The organism is Ruegeria sp. BC3 (genome assembly GCF_056539265.1).
Window position 1 is genome coordinate 165,330 of the sequence record NZ_JBQFUP010000004.1, and the last position, 17,912, is coordinate 183,241.

The window sequence follows — 17,912 nt, forward strand, 5'->3', positions numbered from 1 at the left end:
CACTGGGCAGCCTGAAGGCCGGATGGAATCAAAAGGGTTCAGAGATGCAAAAGACACTGTACAAGATGACGATGGGCCTTGGGATTATGGTGCTGGCGGCACAACAGGTCCACGCCCGCACCTGTGCTCCACGGGACGAGGTGATCAAGCGGCTGACGGAGACCTACGGCGAAACCCGCCAGGGCATCGGCATCGCACGTCAGGGCGCGGTGATGGAGCTGTTTGCCTCGGACCAGAGCGGCAGCTGGACGATCACGGTGACGTTGCCGGACGGGATCACATGCCTTGTGGTCTCGGGGCAGGCTTATGAAACCATGGCCGAGGCCTTGCCGCCCAACGTTTAAGTGAATGCGTCCCAGATAAGTTTGCTGCCCGTCAGGGTCAGAAGAACGTATGCGATGCCAAAGAACAGGCGTTCAGACATCATGAAATGTGCCCGCACGCCCAGCCAAGCCCCAAGGATTGCGAATGGCGTCAGCAACAAATCGGCCCAGGCCGTGTGCCATGTGAACAGGCCCAAAAAGGCGTAGGGCACGAATTTGGCGATGTTGATAACCCAGAAAACCAGAACAGTGCTGGCCTGAAACTCGGTTTTGGAAAGGCGCTGTGACAGCAGATAGACAGCCGCCGGCGGCCCGCCCGCGTGACTGACAAAGCTGGTGAACCCCGCGACAAGACCGGCAAACACTCCGGCCGAGGGCGGCAGTCGATTGGCAAAACCACGCACCCAACCCTTTGTCTGGGCCAAGTGCCATATGACAAAGCCGATCGAGATCCCTCCGATCAACAGGCGCAAAAGGTCATCATCTGTGGCCCTGAACAACAACGCGCCAAGCGCGACACCGGGCAAGGCCCCAAGGATCAGAAGGCGCGCGTCGGGCCAGCTCCAGCGTTTCCAGTAAGGGCCCAGTGTGGCCACGTCGATCACCATCAGGATCGGCAACATCAGGGCAAGCGCCTGCCCCGGGTCCAAAATCAGCGCCAGAATCGAAGAGGACGCAAAGGCCACACCCGAGCCAAAGCCGCCCTTGGAGATACCCGCAAAGATCACGGCCGGGATCGCCACGGCAAAAAACATCAGGTTCAATTCGAACATGCGGCGTCCCGGTTTAGGCTTGTGTCACTGGCCGTTTAGCGCAATCAGGTCGGGCTGCGCAAACTGTATGCGGTTGCATGCCGCGCCGCTGGACACTTGCACGAAAGACATTTAACGACTAGCACAACCGCGATTTCAATTCCGACCGGAGATTTTCCAAATGGCCAGACCCAAGATTGCGCTGATCGGCGCGGGGAACATCGGCGGCACGCTTGCGCACCTCGCAGCTGTCAAAGAACTGGGTGACGTTGTCCTGTTCGACATCGCAGACGGACTGCCGCAGGGCAAGGCGCTCGACATCGCTGAATCCGGCCCCTCGGAAGGGTTCGACGCAGCAATGTCCGGCACCAGCGACTATGCCGACATCGCGGGCGCAGACGTTTGCATCGTGACCGCAGGCGTTGCTCGTAAACCAGGCATGAGCCGTGATGACCTGCTGGGCATCAACCTGAAAGTCATGAAGTCGGTTGGCGAAGGCATCGCAGCCCATGCGCCGGACGCCTTCGTGATCTGCATCACCAACCCGCTGGACGCGATGGTCTGGGCTCTGCGCGAGTTCTCGGGCCTGCCCCATAACAAGGTCTGCGGTATGGCAGGCGTTCTGGACTCGGCGCGTTTCGCTCACTTCCTGTCGGAAGAGTTCAACGTCTCAATGCGCGACGTCACCGCGTTTGTTCTGGGCGGCCACGGCGACACCATGGTGCCGTCGGTGCGTTACTCGACCGTTGCCGGTATCCCGCTGCCCGATCTGGTCGAGATGGGCTGGACCACGCAGGACAAGCTGGACGCCATCGTTCAGCGGACCCGTGACGGTGGTGCCGAGATCGTTGGTCTGCTGAAAACCGGCTCGGCTTACTATGCACCCGCCACTTCGGCGATCGAAATGGCCGAAGCCTATCTGAAAGACCAAAAGCGCGTCCTGCCCTGTGCCGCCTACTGCAGCGGCGAGCTGGGCGTAGACGGCCTGTACGTTGGCGTTCCGACCGTGATCGGTGCCGGTGGTGTCGAGCGCATCGTCGACATCAAGCTGAACGAAGACGAACAAGCTGGCTTCGACAACTCGGTCAACGCCGTGAAGGGCCTGATCGAAGCGTGTAAAGGTATCGACGCCTCTCTGGCCTGATCTAGCTGTTGCCAAAAATTGGAACCCGGTTCACCGTAAGGAGGGCCGGGTTTTGTTTTGGGAAATTGCCATGTCGTCTCAGGGTTTTGTCATTGCAGCCAGCGGTGAGCAGTACATAGAAACCGCGGTTGACGCTGCTATTTCGCTGAAGGCTGCGATGCCCGATGAGCCCGTCGATTTGTTCACCGACGTTGAGGGCGCACCGGGGAGTGAGGTCTTCGACCAAATCCACATGCTGGACAAAAGCTGGTTCCGTCCCAAGTTCGAAAGCCTTGTGCGCTCGCGGTTTGACAAGACCGTCTATCTGGATGCGGACGTGCGCTGTCTGGCGGATATGTCCGACATCTTTACTGTTCTCGACCGGTTCGACATAGCGATGGTGCATGATCCCTTGCGCAACTCTCAGCATGCGCAGCGCGTCTGGAAAACTCCGCTGCCCAACGCGTTCCCGCATCTGAATGGCGGACTGGTTGGAATTCGGACCTCTGAGCAAGTGCTGGACTTTTTGCGCGACGTACAGGAAACGATTATCGCAGAAGACCTGAAATCCGATCAGGCACTGATCCGAGAGAAACTGTTCTACAGCGACCTGCGGTTGGCCGTTTTGCCACCGGAGTACAATTTCCTCGACTACCGGCAGGCCGAGATGTTCGGTTTCCTGCACAGCGCCCCTCGCCTGCTGCACCATTACAAATTCCATAGCCGACACGACAAACGATTGGACAGCGCTCGGTCCGTCGCGGGTCTGGTTGGGCCAGATCTGGAACGTCACCTGAACGCGCTGATCCAGGCGGACGCACAGCTGACACCGGGGACAACAAAGAAAGTGCGCCCATTGGTGGACAAAGGCATTCTGGGCAAGTTGCGCAAACTTATTATGGGCCTGAAAAAGGGCATCGTCCGCTTGCGCCGCAGCTAGCCCCGAGGTTAGCGCTAGCTTGAATATCCGTTTATTCTAAAGGTCGTCGACCGTTACGAATCAAATATCCGCTTAACTTCTGCGTTTGTGATCACACGTTAAAAAGCTGTGATCACAAATAATGAAAATCTTCGTGAAAAACTGCGTCCCTGTCAAAAAAGCCTTTAAACTTGCCCCCTAGACACCCCTATAACGGTGTAATCGCAGTCAGACAGGACAGTTTCGATGAACATTCACGAATATCAGGCCAAAGCGCTTCTTCGCAGCTATGGCGCTCCGGTCTCCGAAGGACGCGCGGTTCTGCGCGCTGAGGAAGCCAAAACCGCAGCCGGTGAACTGGACGGCCCTCTGTGGGTTGTCAAAGCGCAGATCCACGCGGGTGGCCGCGGCAAGGGCTCGTTCAAAGAGGCCGATGCCGGTGAAAAAGGCGGTGTCCGTCTGACGAAATCGGTCGAAGAAGCGGCTGAAGAAGCCAAAAAGATGCTGGGCCGCACACTGGTCACCCATCAGACCGGACCGGCAGGCAAGCAGGTCAACCGAATTTACATCGAAGCCGGTTCCGGCATCGAGCGTGAGCTGTATCTGGCCCTGCTGGTGGATCGCCAGACCAGCCGCATTTCGTTTGTCTGCTCGACCGAAGGCGGCATGGACATCGAAGAGGTGGCCGCTGCGACGCCTGAGAAAATCCTGTCCTTCTCGGTCGATCCTGCGACGGGCTATCAGCCCTACCATGGCCGCCGCATCGCCTTCTCGCTGGGTCTGGAAGGTCCGCAGGTCAAGCAATGCGTCAAACTGATGAGCCAGCTCTATGCAGCCTTCGTCGAGAAGGACATGGAGATGCTGGAGATCAACCCGCTGATCATCTCGGACAAGGGCGACCTCAAGGTGCTGGACGCCAAGGTCGGCTTTGACGGCAACGCGGTCTACCGCCACCCCGACATCGCCGAGCTGCGCGACACAACCGAGGAAGATCCCAAGGAACTGGAAGCCTCGAAATACGACCTGAACTACATCGCGCTGGATGGAGAGATTGGCTGTATGGTCAACGGTGCCGGTCTTGCGATGGCGACGATGGACATCATCAAGCTGTACGGTGCCGAGCCTGCCAACTTCCTGGACGTTGGTGGCGGTGCGACCAAAGAGAAAGTGACCGAGGCGTTCAAGATCATCACCTCGGACGAAAACGTCAAAGGCATTCTGGTCAACATCTTCGGCGGTATCATGCGCTGTGACGTCATCGCCGAGGGCGTGGTCGCCGCGGTGAAAGAGGTCGGCCTGCAAGTTCCGCTGGTCGTGCGTCTGGAAGGCACGAATGTCGAGAAAGGCAAAGAGATCATCAACACCTCTGGCCTGGACGTCATTGCGGCGGACAACCTGAAAGACGGTGCCGAGAAGATCGTGAAGGCCGTCAAAGGCTAATCCAATTCCGTGGGGTGGGTTTCGGCCCGCCTTTCCGAAGAATTCTGGTAGGCTTTGGCCCGCCTAAAACAGGAGAACGCCAAATGGCAGTCCTCATCGACGAAAATACCAAAGTGATCTGTCAGGGCTTTACCGGCTCGCAGGGCACATTCCACTCTGAACAGGCCATTGCGTATGGCACCAAGATGGTCGGCGGCGTGACCCCCGGCAAAGGCGGGATGACCCACCTTGACCTGCCCGTGTTCAATTCGGTCCACGAAGCCAAGCACGTGACCGAAGCCAACGCCTCGGTGATCTATGTTCCGCCGCCCTTCGCGGCTGACTCGATCCTCGAAGCGATTGATGCCGAGATGGAAGTGATCGTTTGCATCACCGAAGGCATCCCGGTTCTGGACATGATGAAGGTGAAACGCGCGCTGGAAGGCTCGAAGTCGCGCCTGATTGGCCCAAACTGCCCGGGTGTCATCACGCCCGACGCCTGCAAGATCGGCATCATGCCCGGCCACATTCACAAACGCGGTAGCGTGGGTGTTGTAAGCCGTTCGGGTACGCTTACGTATGAGGCCGTGAAACAGACGACTGACGTAGGACTGGGCCAGTCCACCTGTGTGGGCATCGGCGGTGACCCGATAAAAGGCACCGAGCATATCGACGTGCTGGAATGGTTCTTGGCCGATGATGAAACCGAGTCGATCATCATGATTGGTGAGATCGGTGGCTCGGCCGAAGAAGAAGCTGCGCAGTTCCTGGCGGACGAGGCCAAGAAGGGCCGCAAGAAGCCAACCGCAGGTTTCATCGCAGGCCGCACAGCCCCTCCGGGCCGCCGCATGGGCCACGCGGGCGCGATTGTCGCCGGCGGCAAAGGCGGTGCCGAGGACAAGATCGAAGCCATGCGCAGCGCCGGTATCGTCGTGGCCGAAAGCCCGGCGCAGCTGGGTGAGGCTGTACTGGAAGCGATTGGCTGATATGGCGGCTTCGGCCGTCTAATCGGGGAGGAACGGAACACATGACCTTTGGTGAGGCTGTCAGAACGTGTTTCTCCAAATTCTTCACTTTTTCGGGCCGCGCCTCGCGGCCCGAATACTGGTTCTTTTTCCTGTTCATCGTGATCTGGAGCTTTATCGCCGGGATCATCGACTGGCAGTTCTTCACGCAGGTCTCGGTCAGCGAAAGCGCCGAGGTGAAATCGGTCACCGCGACGTCCTCGCAGCCTGTGCAAAGCATCGTCAGCCTGATTGTGTTCATCCCGCATTTGGCCGTTGCGTGGCGACGGATGCATGATACCGGGCGCAGCGGGCTTTATGCACTGCTACCAATCCTGCTGATCCTTGGCGCCGGAGCGGTTCTGATTTTTGGCATCGGTCTTGCCTCGAGTTTCCAGCACGGTGGCAATCTGGACATCCTGTTTACCCGCGCCACGTTGCTGGTCGTCATTCCGACACTGCTTGTTCTTTTTGTGTCGCCCCTCCTGGTTTTGTGGTGGCTTACGCGCCCCAGTCAACCAGGCACCAACCAATACGGTCCCAACCCATATGAGGTAGCCCAATGACCGAACATACGCCCAACTCTGCCTTTCATGCCTCAAGCTTTATGCAGGGGCACAATGCGGAATATCTGGAGCAACTGTATGCCCAGTACACCAAAGACCCGAACGCGGTAGATGCTGCCTGGGCCGAGTTCTTCAAGGCCATGGGCGACGCCACGCCGGATGTTCAGCGCGAGGCTGAGGGGCCATCTTGGGCACGGACCGACTGGCCTCCGATGCCGGCAGATGATCTGACAGGTGCATTGACAGGCGAATGGGCCGAGATCGACGCCAAGGCGGCGGGCAAAAAGATCAAGGACAAGGCGGCAGACAAAGGCGTCGCGGTCAGCGAAGATCAGATCAAACGGGCAGTGCTGGACAGCCTGCGGGCCCTGATGCTGATCCGGGCCTATCGGATAAGGGGTCACCTAGCGGCTGATCTGGACCCGCTGGGCATGCGCGCGGCCAGCACGCATCCCGAGCTGGATCCCAAAACCTATGGCTTCACTGAGGCCGACATGGACCGGCCGATCTTTATCGACAACGTGCTGGGCCTGCAGATGGCCAGCATGCGCCAGATTGTCGACATCGTGAAGCGGACCTATTGCGGCACCTTCGCGCTGCAGTACATGCACATTTCCGACCCTGAGCAAGCCGCGTGGCTGAAGGAACGGATTGAGGGGTACGGCAAAGAAATCGCGTTCACCAAGGAAGGCCGAAAGGCGATCCTGAACAAAATGGTCGAGGCCGAAGGGTTCGAGAAGTTCCTGCATGTGAAATACATGGGCACCAAGCGGTTTGGCCTGGATGGTGGCGAAGCGCTGATCCCCGCGATGGAACAAATCATCAAGCGCGGCGGCGCTTTGGGTGTGCAGGATATCGTGATTGGCATGCCCCACCGTGGCCGCCTGAACATTCTGGCAAATGTGATGGGCAAGCCCTATCGCGCCATCTTCAACGAGTTCCAGGGCGGCAGCTTCAAACCCGAGGATGTAGATGGCTCGGGCGACGTGAAGTACCATCTGGGTGCGTCCAGCGACCGTGCTTTTGATGGCAACAGCGTCCACCTGTCGCTGACCGCAAACCCCAGCCACCTCGAGGCCGTGAACCCGGTTGTTCTGGGTAAGGTCCGTGCCAAACAGGATCAGCTGAACGACACTGATCGCACCAAGGTCATGGGTATCCTGCTGCATGGTGACGCGGCCTTTGCGGGTCAGGGCGTTGTGGCCGAAGGCTTTGGCCTGTCCGGCCTGCGCGGCCACAAGACCGGCGGCACCATGCATATCGTGGTGAACAACCAGATCGGCTTTACCACTGCACCGCACTTCTCGCGCTCGAGCCCGTATCCGACGGACATTGCGCTGATGGTTGAGGCACCGATCTTCCACGTGAACGGCGACGACCCCGAGGCCGTGGTCCACGCGGCCAAGGTTGCGACCGAGTTCCGCCAGAAGTTCCACAAGGACGTGGTCATCGACATCTTCTGCTATCGCCGGTTTGGTCACAACGAGGGCGACGAGCCCATGTTTACCAACCCGATCATGTACAAGAAGATCAAAACCCATAAGACCACGCTGTCGCTTTACACTGAACGCCTGGTCAAAGACGGCCTGATCCCCGAGGGTGAGATCGAGGATATGAAGGCTGCCTTCCAAGCTCACCTGAACGATGAGTTTGAGGCCGGTAAAGACTATAAGCCTAATAAGGCCGACTGGCTGGACGGGCGTTGGTCGCACCTGAACAAAAACAAAGAGGAATATGTCCGCGGCGACACTGCAATCACGCCGGACACCCTGGCCGAGGTCGGAACCGCGCTGTCGCAAGCGCCGGCCGAATTCTCGGTGCACAAGACGGTCGCCCGCCTTCTGGATCACAAAAAGCAAATGTTCGAAACCGGTAAGGGGTTCGACTGGGCTACGGGCGAGGCTTTGGCCTTTGGGTCGCTTCTGACCGAAGGCTACCCGGTCCGCCTGTCCGGTCAGGACGCAACGCGCGGCACGTTTAGTCAGCGTCACTCGGGCTTTGTGCATCAGGAATCCGAAGAGCGGTACTATCCCCTGAACAACATTCGCAAAGGCCAGTCGCATTACGAAGTGATCGACTCGATGCTTTCGGAATATGCGGTCCTTGGTTTCGAATACGGCTATTCACTGGCGGAACCCAACGCACTGACCTTGTGGGAGGCGCAGTTTGGTGATTTTGCCAACGGTGCGCAGATCATGTTCGATCAGTTCATCAGCTCGGGCGAAAGCAAATGGCTGCGGATGTCTGGCCTGGTGACCCTGCTACCACATGGGTACGAAGGGCAAGGCCCCGAGCACAGCTCGGCACGGCTGGAGCGCTTCCTGCAAATGTGCGGTCAGGACAACTGGATCGTGGCGAACTGTACGACGCCTGCGAACTATTTCCACATCCTGCGCCGTCAGCTGCACCGCACCTTCCGCAAGCCCTTGATTCTGGTGACGCCGAAATCGCTGCTGCGCCACAAACTGGCGATTAGCACGGCTGATGACTTCACCACCGGCTCCAGCTTCCACCGGGTTCTTTGGGATGACGCCCAAAAGGGCAACTCGGACACCAAGCTGCAGAAGGACGACAAGATCAAGCGGGTCGTGATGTGTTCCGGCAAGGTCTACTACGACCTGCTGGAAGAACGCGACGCACGCGGGATCGACGACGTCTATCTGCTGCGGATCGAACAGTACTACCCCTTCCCTGCCCATTCGCTGATCAACGAGCTTGAGCGGTTCAAAGGGGCAGAGATGATCTGGTGCCAGGAAGAACCCAAGAACCAGGGTGCCTGGACCTTTATCGAGCCGAATATCGAGTGGGTTCTGACCCGCATCGGCGCCAAGCACACACGGCCGCGCTATGTCGGCCGCGCGACTTCGGCCTCGCCCGCGACGGGGCTGGCCAGCCAACACAAAGCCCAACAAGAAGCGCTGGTCAACGAAGCGCTGAGCATTGAAGGAAAATAATCGATGTCCATTGAAGTTCGAGTTCCCACGCTTGGCGAGTCGGTCACCGAAGCCACGGTTGCGACATGGTTCAAGAAACCCGGCGACGCTGTGGCCGTGGATGAAATGCTGTGTGAGTTGGAGACCGACAAGGTCACCGTCGAAGTCCCTTCGCCCGCCGCTGGCGTGATGGGCGAAATCGTCGCTGCCGAGGGCGAAACCGTTGGTGTCGACGCTTTGCTGGCCACGATCGCCGCAGGCGAAGGCGCGGCCCCCGCTCCGGCGGCGGCTCCTGCCCCTGCCGCAGCCCCGGCTGCGTCTGGTGGCAGCGTCGACGTGATGGTGCCCACCTTGGGCGAATCTGTGACCGAAGCGACAGTTTCGACCTGGTTCAAACAGGTTGGTGACAGCGTCGCGCAGGATGAGATGCTGTGTGAGTTGGAAACCGACAAGGTTTCTGTCGAAGTACCGGCACCGGCTGCAGGCGTTCTGGCAGAAATCGTAGCCCCAGAGGGCGTGACCGTGGACGCGACCGCGAAACTGGCGGTGATCTCGGGTGCGGCAGCAGGAGCATCTGCAGCCCCTGCCCCCGCAGCAGCAGCCCCGGCTCCCGCCGCAAGCACAGGCAAAGACGTGGCCAACGCACCATCGGCAGAAAAAGCGATGGCCGAGGCTGGCCTTTCTGCCGGTCAGGTAACGGGCACAGGTCGTGATGGCCGCATCATGAAGGAAGACGTGGCTCGCGCGGTCGCAACAGCGGCAGCTCCGGCCCCTGCTGCGGCAGCCCCGGCTCCAGCAGCTGCGCCCCGAGCACCGGTTGCGGCACAGGATGCAGCCCGCGAGGAGCGCGTGCGCATGACACGTTTGCGCCAGACCATCGCCAAGCGCCTGAAAGACGCACAGAACACCGCCGCGATCCTGACCACTTACAACGAGGTGGACATGACCGAGGTGATGGCCCTGCGCAGCCAGTACAAGGACCAGTTCGAGAAAAAGCACGGCGTCCGCCTGGGCTTTATGTCCTTCTTCACCAAAGCCTGCTGCCACGCGCTAAAAGAAGTGCCCGAGGTAAATGCCGAGATCGACGGTACGGACATTGTCTACAAGAACTTCGTCCACATGGGCGTCGCAGCTGGCACTCCGCAAGGTCTGGTTGTTCCGGTCATCCGTGACGCGGACAGCATGTCCTTTGCCGCAATCGAAAAGGCCATCGCTGAGAAAGGCAAACGCGCCCGTGACGGCAAGCTGAGCATGGAAGAGATGCAGGGCGGCACGTTCACGATCTCAAACGGTGGGGTTTACGGCTCGCTCATGTCCTCGCCGATCCTGAACCCACCGCAATCGGGTATCCTGGGGATGCACAAGATCCAGGACCGTCCGATGGTCATCAACGGTGAGATCAAGATCCGCCCGATGATGTATCTGGCCCTGTCTTATGACCACCGGATCGTGGACGGCAAAGGCGCGGTGACGTTCCTTGTTCGCGTAAAAGAGGCGCTGGAAGACCCGCGCCGCCTGCTGATGGATCTGTAATCATGGCAACACATGTTCTCTGGCAAGCCGACGTAGCTGACTTTGATGTCTGGCTGAAGGTGTTCGAAGAAGACAAACCAATGAGAGAGGCCGCGGGCATCCGCGACCTCCACATCTGGAAAGATCCCGAACGCAAAGACCACGCGGTTGCTCTGTTCGAAATCACAGATATGGACCGGGCTCAGGATTTCATCGAATCCGAAGAACTGGCCATGCACCACGAACGCGGTGGCGTGGCACATATCCAAACCAAGGTGCTGGAGCCTGTTTGAAAGTTTAGGCCGCGCCTGAGTTTGGGCACGGCCTAAACGGGCTACGTGATGATCGTGGGAACCACCAGATGACGCCGGAACTGACCGTCCTGACCCTTGCTGCGCTGCTATGGGTGGTGCAATTCGTGCTCTATCTGGCCGTGGGACATGGCAGGATCGACCTTGATAAGGCTGTGGGCCCTCGGGACGTTCCGGTGGAAAGGCCGGGGGCTGCGGGGCGATTGCATCGCGCGCTCAGCAACCATACCGAGGGTTTGGTTCTGTTTGCAATTGCCGCCCTTGTTCTGACAATCTCGGGCCAATCGAACGGTTTTACGGCTGCGTGCAGCTGGGTCTATCTGATCGCCCGTGTCCTCTACGTCCCTGCCTATGCGTTGGGCTGGACGCCGTGGCGTACCGTGATCTGGTTGATTGGCCTCGCCGCCAACACTGTAATGTTGCTGGCCGCTGTAATTTGACACAGCCGTCGGCGTGGAAACATAAAATGGGGCAAATCCGGCGTTTGCGAGCGCCGCGATCCCCGAAAACGACAAGGACCTGACACATGGCAAATTATGACGTTATCGTAATCGGATCGGGCCCCGGCGGCTATGTCTGCGCCATCCGCTGCGCTCAATTGGGCCTGAAAACCGCCTGTGTCGAAGGGCGCGACACACTCGGCGGCACCTGCCTGAACGTGGGCTGCATCCCGTCCAAAGCGCTGCTGCACGCCTCGCACCAACTTCATGAGGCCGAGCATAACTTTGCCAAGATGGGCCTGAAGGGCAAAAGCCCCTCGGTCGATTGGAAGCAGATGCAGGCCTACAAGCAGGAAACTATCGACGGAAATACCAAGGGGATCGAGTTCCTGTTCAAAAAGAACAAGATAGACTGGCTGAAAGGCTGGGGTTCGGTCCCCGCCGCCGGTCAGGTCAAGGTTGGGGACGAGGTCCACACCGCCAAGAATATCATCATCGCATCGGGGTCGGAACCGTCCGCGCTGCCGGGTGTCGAGGTGGATGAAAAGGTCGTCGTGACCTCGACCGGTGCGCTGTCTTTGGGCAAGGTGCCGAAGAAAATGGTTGTGATCGGCGCAGGTGTGATCGGGTTGGAGCTGGGCTCGGTCTATCAGCGTCTGGGCGCTGAGGTGACCGTGATCGAGTTCCTCGACGTGATTACGCCCGGCATGGACCCCGAGGTTCAGAAGACCTTCCAGCGTATTCTGAAAAAACAGGGTCTGAACTTCGTCATGGGCGCAGCGGTCCAAAAGACCGAGGCCACCAAGACCAAGGCAAAAGTCACTTACAAACTGCGCAAGGACGATAGTGAGCATGTGATTGAGGCGGACACCGTTCTGGTTGCTACGGGCCGTAAGCCGTTCTCAGACGGTCTTGGGCTTGAGGCGTTGGGGGTCGAATTGACCCCGCGCGGTCAGATCAAAGTGGGTTCCGACTGGCAGACCAACGTGCCGGGTATCTACGCCATCGGCGACGTGACCGAAGGTCCGATGCTGGCGCATAAGGCCGAAGACGAAGGCATGGCTGCCGCGGAACAGGTCGCAGGCAAGCATGGTCACGTCAACTATGGCGTCATCCCCGGCGTCATCTACACCTGGCCCGAAGTCGCCAACGTGGGTGAAACCGAAGAGACGCTGAAGGAACAGGGCCGCGCCTACAAGGTCGGAAAGTTCATGTTCATGGGCAACGGCCGCGCCAAGGCCAACCTGATGACAGATGGGTTTGTCAAAATCCTGGCTGACAAGGAAACCGACCGCATTCTGGGCTGCCACATCATTGGCCCAGCGGCAGGTGACCTGATCCATGAGGTTTGCGTGGCGATGGAGTTCGGTGCCTCAGCAGAGGATCTGGCCCTGACCTGCCACGCCCACCCGACCTATTCCGAGGCCGTACGCGAGGCTGCTCTGGCTTGCGGTGACGGACCTATTCACAGCTGATTTGACAACCCCGGCGGCGATCACGCAGCCGGGGTTAACCATGCGTCCAGATAGATCTCCAATCTATCTGAAAAGCTCTCAGCCTCGTGCAGAGCGCAAAACTTCAGAGACATTGACTGAATGGCAAACGCCTGAACACCCTCGGCAAGTAGGTCTGGGGAAATGTCCTTGCGCACCTTTGCGGTTTCCAGCCAACCGGCAACCAGCCTGACATAGCGTTCAAAGCATCCCGCGATGGGGCCAATTTCGGTTATGGCCGCTGCCCCGGAATACCGAATGATCAAATCAAACACATAACGTTCGGACGTCATGAAAGAATGGATGGGTTGCAACGCATTGGCAATCTCGGGGGCCGTGCGGGGGATGGGTCCCTGTTCCACCTGATCAAAGCGCGCAACCAACCTTTCACCGATCAGATACTCCATCAACGCATCTTTGTCCCGGAAATGGGCGAAGAAGGTTCCTTTGGCAACACCGGCGGCCTGTACCACGTCTTCCACCCGCAAAGCCTGATAGCCGTGTCTTTCAATCACGTCATCCGCAGCCTCGATCAGCCGCGCTCGGGTTTTGAGCGTTCTCTTTTGAACTGTCTTTTGCATAGGTTCTGTTCGCATGTTTTCTGACCGTGGTCAAATTTTATTATTGACCATGGTCATTTTTAAACTCTATAAACTGACCATGGTCATTTTTGGAGATTCCCAATGCAACGAAAGAAAATCCTGATACTCGATGGGCACCCCGGTGAAACCAGCCTGTCACGTACGTTTGCCGAGACTTACGCCCAAGCCGCCCAACAACAGGGGCATGAGGTTCGAATGATCCATCTCAGCGAGCTGCAATTCGATCATGATTTCGGACAGGGCAACTATGAAGAATTCAAACCGCTGGAACCGGTCCTTGAGGACGTGCTGAACGATCTGGAATGGAGTGAACACCTTGTTCTGACCACGCCCATGTGGTGGGGCGGCCTGCCTGCAAAGCTGAAAGGTCTGATTGATCGGGCTTTCATTCCGGGCCGCACCTTTGACACACGGAATACGACCCGGATTGGATTCCCGTCGCCAATGCTGACGGGCCGCACGGCGCGGGTCATTCTGACCTCAGACACTCCCGGTTGGTTCATGCGCCTGATCTACAGACAAGCTATGATCCGTCAGGTCCGCGATCAGATTCTGGGTTTTGTCGGGTTCAAACCGACCAAGTTCACCTATTTCGCAGGCGCCAGCGATCCAAAGCCCGGCAACGTGGATCGCTGGATATCAAAGGTACAGCAGATCGGCGCTCAGGCGGCTTGATCCCGTGCCTACCACATTGTCTTGGCGGCGCGTGCACCCCATTCAGCGTCATAAAGCGCGCCGCCCTCTTCACCATTGGACATTTCGGCCAGGATCTCGCCTGCTGTGGGCAGGTCCTTGCCTTCGTCGCCAGCGGTCCAGGTCCTAGCCCGCATCAAGGCACGCGCACACTGGGTGTAGATTTCGGCAATTTCGATAACGATCACTGTGGCCGGCATCTTACCGTGCTTCTCGAACTGCTCGCGCAGACCTTGGTCATCAGTGACATAGGCCTTGCCATTCAGCCGAACAACAGTGTTCGACCCGGGCACAATGAACATCAGGGAAACGCGTGGGTCGCGCACGATGTTGCGCAACGAGTCCAGCCGGTTGTTCCCGCGCCAATCCGGCATCGCCAGCCTGTGCGGATCAAGCTCCAGCACCACGGGGCCGTCATCACCGCGCGGGGTGCCATCAACGCCTTCGGGACCAACGGTGCTGAGGATGCAAAGACGCGAGGCCATGATCCATTTGCGATAGAGCGGCGTCAAATTCTGCGCCACCTTGCGCAGCGAAGGCGCACCGGGCGTGCCATACAGCGCCTCAAGCGCCTCGATCTCCTTAATGAACTGCATCCGGGTCAAACCCCACTTCGCGCATCAACGCGTCGGATCGCGTTTCGATCACCTCTTCAAGACGACCGAGGAAGGCGGTCTTTTCAACACCCGGCTCGATCGGATCAAGGAAATCCACGATGGCCAGACCCGGTTTGCGCATGACACCAGTGCGCGGCCAGAACACTCCGGCATTGGTCGCCACCGGCACGCACGGGAACCCCAGCCCCTCGTACAAAACCGCGGTGCCAACCTTGTAGGGTTTCTGCACCCCGGGCGCGACGCGTGTACCCTGAGGGTAGATCACCAACTGGCCGGGTTCCGAGAACTCCTTGGCGACGTCCTTGACCATTTTGGCAACGGCCACACCCTTTTTTCCGCGATCAACAGGAATACAGCCAAGGCGACGCGCATACAGACCGATGATCGGCGTCCACAGAAGCTCTTTCTTCATGATGAACTTGCCATGCGGAACGGCGTTGAAGATCATCATGATGTCGAGGAAAGACTGGTGCTTGGCACCGATAACAACCTCGTCCACGGGCACGGTACCACGCACCTCGCACCGAATGCCAACCATCCAACTGGCCATCCACATCGTACTGCGCGCATAGGTTTTACAGGCCTGCAGCGCGCCGCGTTTGGTAAACAGCGCATAAGGTGCAAACACGATGCCAAGGATCAGCATCCATGTGTAGATCACGATCATGAAGATCAAAGAGCGTATCCATTGGATCGCTGTAGCCATCAGGAAAGCTCCTTCAATTTACGCACGGCGGCTGTCCAGGTGGCCAGAAACGCCACCGCAGCCCCCAACAGAGGTATTAACGCAGGCAGAAGCCAGCCAAGACCCTTAAATCCCAACCCGGTGAGAAACCCGCCCTCTTGCGAGGCTTCGGGCAATAGCAGAACGCCGGTCATGCCGAACAGCATCCCAACCAGCGCCCCAAAGAACGCGCGGTACGTGAACCGTCGCACGAAGGCGCGGGCGATAAAGCTGTCGCGGGCTCCAACCAAGCGCAAAACCTCGATGATCTGTGCATTGGCGGCCAATGACGCATTGGCGGCCAACGTGATCATGGCTGCGGTTGCACCACCGATCAGCAGGATGGACACCCATCCCAACCGCCGCAGCGAGTTTGCGGCCTCGACCAGCGGTTTGCGCCAGCGCGAATGATCATCCAGAACAGCGCCGGGAACTTCCGCACCCAACCGCAGGCGCAATCCGGCAGCGTCCAGCCCGGGTTCGCCTTCGATGATCTCAATCAGTTGAGGTATCGGCAATGTGTCCAGAGGCAGGTCAGGGCCAAACCACGGGGACAGCAGGGCGACCTGCTCTTCGGCACTGAGCGCACGGGCAGACGCCACGCCTGGTGTCTGGGACAGCACAATCAGCGCGGCCTCGGTCTGGGCGGTTAACTGTTCAGCAGGCGCGTTGATGCGCAAGGTCGCGGCCCCTGCCAACTCCGAGGCCCAGCGATCTGCCAATCGACCGGATGCCAGCGACAACGCCAGCGCGAAAACGGCCAGAAATCCCATCGCACCAGAAACGAATAGCGTCAGTTGTGCTGTATAACCTGATGGCGGCACGACCCGGTCCGCGCGTTTGTCCCGTGCCAGAAGGCTGCGAATGGTGCCCTTGCTCATAGGTCCGCTCCTGCCAGCTGAATCTGGCGCTGCGAAATCCTGAGAACTCGCGCCTGCACCTGGCTTTTGGTCGCACGGATCAGGCTCAGGTCATGGGTGGCGATGAGCACGGTTTTGCCCATTTTGTTCAGCTCGACCAACAGCCGCATCAATCTCTGCGACATTTCCCAATCCACGTTTCCGGTCGGCTCGTCTGCAAGCACCACGTCCGGTGACAGGATTACCGCCCGTGCCAGTGCAGCGCGCTGACGTTCACCGCCCGATAGCTCTGGCGGAAGCGCATCCAGGCGTGAACCCAAGCCGACCCAATTGAGCAGTTCGAACAGGTCCTCTTTCTGAGCGTTCTCGCCCTTGCCGGAAACCATCAGCGGCAAAGCCACGTTTTCCGATAGGGTCATATGGTCCAGAAAGCGGCAATCCTGGTGCACCACACCGATCCGCCGCCGCAACAGCGCCATCTGGTCCCGGTCGAGTCGCGAAACATCCTGCTCGAATGCGTTCAATCGTCCCGATGTTGGCAACAATGCCCCGTAACACAGTTTCAGCAACGTGGTCTTGCCCGCGCCCGAAGGGCCGGTCAGAAAATGGAACGACCCAGGCTGAAGCTGAAGCGATACATCGCTCAGCAATTCCCCATCGCCATAGGTGTAGCTGACGTTTTCCAGCTCGATCACAAGGGCCCCCGTTTCGTGTCGCCGCCCTTCTTGCCCGAGCGGGGTTGTGGTTTCAATGCCTGTACCGGGTCGAATTGGTGACACTTACCGTAGGAAACCGAAAACACCCTTTGCGGTCAGGTCTTAACGGAATATCATCCCTGAAAAAACTATTATCAGGTCGGCGCCCCGACCGGGAGGCAGCATGCGTCTTACTTGTCCGAATTGTGGTGCTCAGTACGAGGTACCAGACGAGGTCATCCCAGAGGAAGGCCGCGACGTGCAGTGCTCCAACTGCGAAAAGACGTGGTTCCAAGCCAAGCACCCGGAAACTGCGGCCGAGCCTGCCAAAGCCGAACCGGCGCCCGCTGCCCCCGAGCCGGAAAAGGCGGAAGCGCCCGCGCCTGCTGAAAAGCCTGCTGAAGACCCAAAGCCAACCGCCGAACCGGCCGAGGCTTCATCGACAGGGAATGTCGATCCAGCGGTTGCAAGTATCCTGAAACAGGAAGCTGCACGCGAGGCCGAATTGCGCGCGCAGGAAGGCGGCAGCCTTGAGACGCAGACCGATCTGGCCCTTGATGCACCGCCCGAGCCGGAAAAGGCCGCCAAGGACTTGATTGCGACCGAGACCGCCAAAGACTCAGGCCAGAATGACGCGCTGCCGGATGTTGAGGCCATCAATTCCAGCCTGCGCAGCGAAGACCCGCTGCCGAAGCAGGACGAGGATATGCCCCCGCCGCGCAAATCCGGTGGCTTCCGCCGCGGGTTCATCCTGATCCTGATTATCGGTGTGATCCTGCTGCTGATCTACAGCAACTCTCAACGGATTTCCGAAGCCGTTCCGCAGGCTGACCCTGTGCTGAACAGCTATGTCTCGCTGGTCGATCAGGCCCGCGTTTGGCTCGAGGCGCAGACGGGATCAGCATCGTCCCAGAACTAAACTGGCC

The 17,912-nt window shown here is 58.9% G+C and carries 19 protein-coding genes; 13 read left to right on the forward strand and 6 right to left on the reverse strand.

All coding sequences use genetic code 11. The features are described 5' to 3' along the window. The first annotated feature begins 44 nt into the window (after positions 1–44). Positions 45–344: a hypothetical protein gene (locus ACR0MV_RS12725; RefSeq protein WP_480702351.1), complete on the forward strand. Its 300-nt coding sequence runs from the start codon at positions 45–47 to the stop codon at positions 342–344. On the opposite strand, the gene ACR0MV_RS12730 is transcribed toward ACR0MV_RS12725, so the two are convergent. After that, positions 341–1,096, reverse strand: a complete 756-nt coding sequence (locus ACR0MV_RS12730) for a sulfite exporter TauE/SafE family protein (RefSeq protein WP_480702352.1) — start codon at positions 1,094–1,096, stop codon at positions 341–343. The two genes, ACR0MV_RS12725 and ACR0MV_RS12730, sit on opposite strands and share 4 nt — an antisense overlap. 160 nt (positions 1,097–1,256) lie before the next feature. Between ACR0MV_RS12730 and mdh the strand changes: the two genes are divergently transcribed. The 10 genes from mdh to lpdA all read left to right on the forward strand — a co-directional run bounded on the left by mdh (position 1,257) and on the right by lpdA (position 12,777). Next, a complete protein-coding gene (mdh, locus tag ACR0MV_RS12735) occupies positions 1,257–2,219 on the forward strand; it encodes a malate dehydrogenase (protein WP_170427021.1) in 963 nt (320 codons plus the stop codon). A 70-nt stretch (positions 2,220–2,289) separates the two neighbouring features. Continuing rightward, on the forward strand, positions 2,290–3,138 hold the full coding sequence (locus ACR0MV_RS12740) for a putative nucleotide-diphospho-sugar transferase (RefSeq protein WP_170427020.1): 849 nt from the start codon (positions 2,290–2,292) through the stop codon (positions 3,136–3,138). 225 nt (positions 3,139–3,363) lie between these two features. Next, positions 3,364–4,557: an ADP-forming succinate--CoA ligase subunit beta gene (sucC, locus tag ACR0MV_RS12745; RefSeq protein WP_170427019.1), complete on the forward strand. Its 1,194-nt coding sequence runs from the start codon at positions 3,364–3,366 to the stop codon at positions 4,555–4,557. An 83-nt stretch (positions 4,558–4,640) separates the two neighbouring features. Next, a complete protein-coding gene (gene sucD, locus ACR0MV_RS12750; RefSeq protein WP_058278790.1) occupies positions 4,641–5,522 on the forward strand; it encodes a succinate--CoA ligase subunit alpha in 882 nt (293 codons plus the stop codon). Between the two features lie 41 nt (positions 5,523–5,563). Further along, positions 5,564–6,106, forward strand: coding sequence for a DUF805 domain-containing protein (locus tag ACR0MV_RS12755; RefSeq protein WP_480702353.1), 543 nt, complete (start codon positions 5,564–5,566; stop codon positions 6,104–6,106). Continuing rightward, positions 6,103–9,060 (forward strand): 2-oxoglutarate dehydrogenase E1 component, encoded by a 2,958-nt coding sequence (locus tag ACR0MV_RS12760; RefSeq protein ID WP_480702354.1) that lies wholly within the window; start codon positions 6,103–6,105, stop codon positions 9,058–9,060. Before ACR0MV_RS12755 ends, ACR0MV_RS12760 begins: the two co-directional genes overlap by 4 nt. Positions 9,061–9,063: 3 nt before the next feature. Further along, entirely contained in the window at positions 9,064–10,572 is a 1,509-nt protein-coding gene (odhB, locus tag ACR0MV_RS12765) for a 2-oxoglutarate dehydrogenase complex dihydrolipoyllysine-residue succinyltransferase (RefSeq protein WP_480702355.1), read from the forward strand. Positions 10,573–10,574: 2 nt separating this feature from the next. Beyond that, a complete protein-coding gene (locus ACR0MV_RS12770; RefSeq protein WP_480702356.1) occupies positions 10,575–10,844 on the forward strand; it encodes a hypothetical protein in 270 nt (89 codons plus the stop codon). Positions 10,845–10,912: 68 nt separating this feature from the next. After that, positions 10,913–11,302, forward strand: a complete 390-nt coding sequence (locus ACR0MV_RS12775) for an MAPEG family protein (protein ID WP_480702357.1) — start codon at positions 10,913–10,915, stop codon at positions 11,300–11,302. Between the two features lie 86 nt (positions 11,303–11,388). Then, positions 11,389–12,777: a dihydrolipoyl dehydrogenase gene (gene lpdA, locus ACR0MV_RS12780; RefSeq protein WP_480702359.1), complete on the forward strand. Its 1,389-nt coding sequence runs from the start codon at positions 11,389–11,391 to the stop codon at positions 12,775–12,777. Between the two features lie 20 nt (positions 12,778–12,797). On the opposite strand, the gene ACR0MV_RS12785 is transcribed toward lpdA, so the two are convergent. Then, entirely contained in the window at positions 12,798–13,376 is a 579-nt protein-coding gene (locus tag ACR0MV_RS12785; RefSeq protein ID WP_480702360.1) for a TetR/AcrR family transcriptional regulator, read from the reverse strand. Positions 13,377–13,478: 102 nt separating this feature from the next. On the opposite strand from ACR0MV_RS12785, the gene ACR0MV_RS12790 reads away from it, so the two are divergent. Continuing rightward, on the forward strand, positions 13,479–14,072 hold the full coding sequence (locus ACR0MV_RS12790; RefSeq protein ID WP_475207331.1) for an NAD(P)H-dependent oxidoreductase: 594 nt from the start codon (positions 13,479–13,481) through the stop codon (positions 14,070–14,072). 8 nt (positions 14,073–14,080) lie between these two features. On the opposite strand, the gene ACR0MV_RS12795 is transcribed toward ACR0MV_RS12790, so the two are convergent. Genes ACR0MV_RS12795 through ACR0MV_RS12810 form a run of 4 tightly spaced genes read right to left on the reverse strand, consistent with a single transcriptional unit; the run spans position 14,081 to position 16,986 of the window. After that, positions 14,081–14,686, reverse strand: coding sequence for a pyridoxamine 5'-phosphate oxidase family protein (locus ACR0MV_RS12795; protein WP_480702361.1), 606 nt, complete (start codon positions 14,684–14,686; stop codon positions 14,081–14,083). Then, on the reverse strand, positions 14,673–15,413 hold the full coding sequence (locus ACR0MV_RS12800) for a lysophospholipid acyltransferase family protein (RefSeq protein ID WP_480702362.1): 741 nt from the start codon (positions 15,411–15,413) through the stop codon (positions 14,673–14,675). The genes ACR0MV_RS12795 and ACR0MV_RS12800 overlap by 14 nt, the downstream gene beginning before the upstream one ends. Then, a complete protein-coding gene (locus ACR0MV_RS12805; protein WP_480702363.1) occupies positions 15,413–16,312 on the reverse strand; it encodes a cell division protein FtsX in 900 nt (299 codons plus the stop codon). Before ACR0MV_RS12805 ends, ACR0MV_RS12800 begins: the two co-directional genes overlap by 1 nt. Further along, positions 16,309–16,986, reverse strand: a complete 678-nt coding sequence (locus ACR0MV_RS12810; protein ID WP_170427007.1) for a cell division ATP-binding protein FtsE — start codon at positions 16,984–16,986, stop codon at positions 16,309–16,311. The genes ACR0MV_RS12805 and ACR0MV_RS12810 overlap by 4 nt, the downstream gene beginning before the upstream one ends. Before the next feature lie 184 nt (positions 16,987–17,170). Here ACR0MV_RS12810 and ACR0MV_RS12815 point away from each other — a divergent pair, with 184 nt between their 5' ends. Continuing rightward, positions 17,171–17,905 carry a zinc-ribbon domain-containing protein gene (locus ACR0MV_RS12815; protein WP_480702364.1) on the forward strand — a complete coding sequence of 245 codons (735 nt, stop codon included), beginning with the start codon at positions 17,171–17,173 and terminating at the stop codon, positions 17,903–17,905. Positions 17,906–17,912: the final 7 nt, after the last annotated feature.